Origin of the sequence: Micromonospora sp. NPDC000442, from assembly GCF_042898635.1 — a bacterium.
Taxonomy (GTDB): domain Bacteria; phylum Actinomycetota; class Actinomycetes; order Mycobacteriales; family Micromonosporaceae; genus Micromonospora.
Genome location: NZ_JBIAYZ010000052.1, coordinates 1 through 2,036 on the forward strand (window position 1 = coordinate 1; position 2,036 = coordinate 2,036).

A 2,036-nucleotide genomic window follows, 5' to 3' on the forward strand; every position below is an offset into this window, starting at 1 on the left:
GCATCGCCCACCTCCACAACATCATCCTCACCGGATGACACCAACATCGTTACCCGGCAACGCCTCCACCGAGTTACGAGACGTCCTTTAGGCGAGCGGCCCGTGACCTCGCCGCTGACCGAGCCACCGAACCGCCCGGTCAAGCATGCTGCAGGGAAGCGCATTGCCCCACTCGCATATCAACGCGGCCCTGACGGCAACCCGCGACGGCAACCAGGCGAACAGTATCGACCCCGACAGCTCTCCGCTACGCTACGTAACCGCTTGCCCGACTGCACAAGATCATGGCAGAGATCACGCGGACGGCCAAGGGATCACGCCCGGATCAGAGTACAGGCAGAGCAGCGGGCGGTTTGCGCATACTGCCAGCTCTAAAGATTCTTCAAAGCTTGGCCCTACCTCCCAGAACCATCCCATGCCAGCAGCAACCACTCTGCCTCCAGATTCTAGAAATACGCTTGAATAGCTGAGCCATTCACCGATAGGGAAATACTGCCCACCGAGAACAGCCTCCACCTCCAGAGCTAAGGCGCGCTGACCCGATCCAGCCGCGAGTGGATCGAAATTATAAGGCTCATCATTAGCGAAGTTCGGCCCCACCTTATTAATCGGCTCAACCGAGAGCCCCCCCAGCGCCGACAGGACAGCTGTAGCCAATGGATGGACCTGGTATCCTTCACGCTCCAGAGGCTCCACCCACTGTCCAGCATCAACGGCGCGCTTCACGCTCCACCCAGAGGCGTCAAGAGCTCTAAGCGTGTCCTGACTAAGCGAGTCGAAGCGAATCATAAATTCACCCAATTCCGAGATCTTCCAGTAGTCGACCACAACGACCGCAAGGGTGAGCTGGCTCGCCATGCCCAGTCGTATTCGACGTCGGCATAGAATTGTTCCTTGTCTGCACCGCGCGCATGGTTCCACCCCTAATAGCGTCCGGACCTTCCGCCGCCTGAGCTTGGATCAGGCAATGCACCTCTGCGCACCCTCCATGGTGGCCCGCCCGCTCAAGCGCGTCCGCTAGCGGCCCGTCCGCCTGCTGTCCATGCCTATTACGGCCGTAATACTTCGCACCCGAAGGCGATGTGTACTCCGAGGCAAATTTTACTCCGGTTTGATTCCGCACGCTGTCGGCGTAATTTGCAAGGTTACAGTTGTGGACCAGGACCGGGGTGTTGCCGGCTACCACATAGTACGTGTGGATGTCGGCGACGGTGAGGTTGTAGGCGGTGCCTCGTCGAGCGGTTGTCCAGTCGAGCCCGGTGACGGCGAGAGTGTCTCCGGAGGGCGTGTGCAGCAGGTCTCCGGGGTCGAGCTCTTGGCTGTCCTGCCACTGCTGGTCGGTCACGTTCCAGAACGGGTGGTCCTCGGTGGTGGTGACCTCCCCGCCGTTCACCTTCAGGTCGACGAGTTGGTCCTGGTGAACCCACAGGTGGGTGACCTCACGCGCGCCTTCCTTCCCCGTTTCGGGGTCGGTCGCCAGGACGGTGTCGCCGATCTCGATGTCCCCGATCGGCTTCGTACTTCCGTCCGCCATCACCACTTCGGTGTCGCTGCTGAAGCTGTGGAAGCCACAGCTGGCCCCACCTCCGACACCGCCACGGGCTGCTGATCGCGCCCCGGCACCTGCCATACCGACGGACGTACGCAGTCCAGCGCCGGCGGCGAGGCCGAAGGCCCCTGCGCCGAGGGCGGGCAGGAGAACCGCGCCGCCTGCGCCCAACACACCGCCGATGGCTCCCCCGACGACGGCTTCGCCAGCGAGTTGCAGGAAGCTTTCTTCGTCGGCGTCAAGGCTGTTGGTGGTGAGTGAGGCGACATAGCCGCCGACAAAGCCACCGATCGCGGCGCAGCCGACGGCGCCCACGCCGAAGCTGCCGGCCGTGCAGGCTCCGCCGACGATGACACCGGCGGCGACACCGGCGACGGCGCCGACGGCGCCGGCGTTGCGGCACCAGAAGCTGGCTTGGCATTCGCGTTGTTTGCGTTCTGCTTCGGCGCGTTCGTTGCTGGCCTGCCGGTATGTTTCGCGTTGTTGT

General features: G+C 62.9%; 2 protein-coding genes. Both read right to left on the reverse strand.

The window, feature by feature from the left end; all coding sequences use genetic code 11:
• Positions 1-294: 294 nt before the first annotated feature.
• Positions 295-828 (reverse strand): SUKH-3 domain-containing protein, encoded by a 534-nt coding sequence (locus ACFY2A_RS30480; RefSeq protein ID WP_387176788.1) that lies wholly within the window; start codon positions 826-828, stop codon positions 295-297.
• The coding region (locus ACFY2A_RS30485) for a polymorphic toxin-type HINT domain-containing protein (RefSeq protein WP_387176790.1) at positions 794-2,036 on the reverse strand (1,243 nt) is incomplete at its 5' end. The genes ACFY2A_RS30480 and ACFY2A_RS30485, both read right to left, overlap by 35 nt.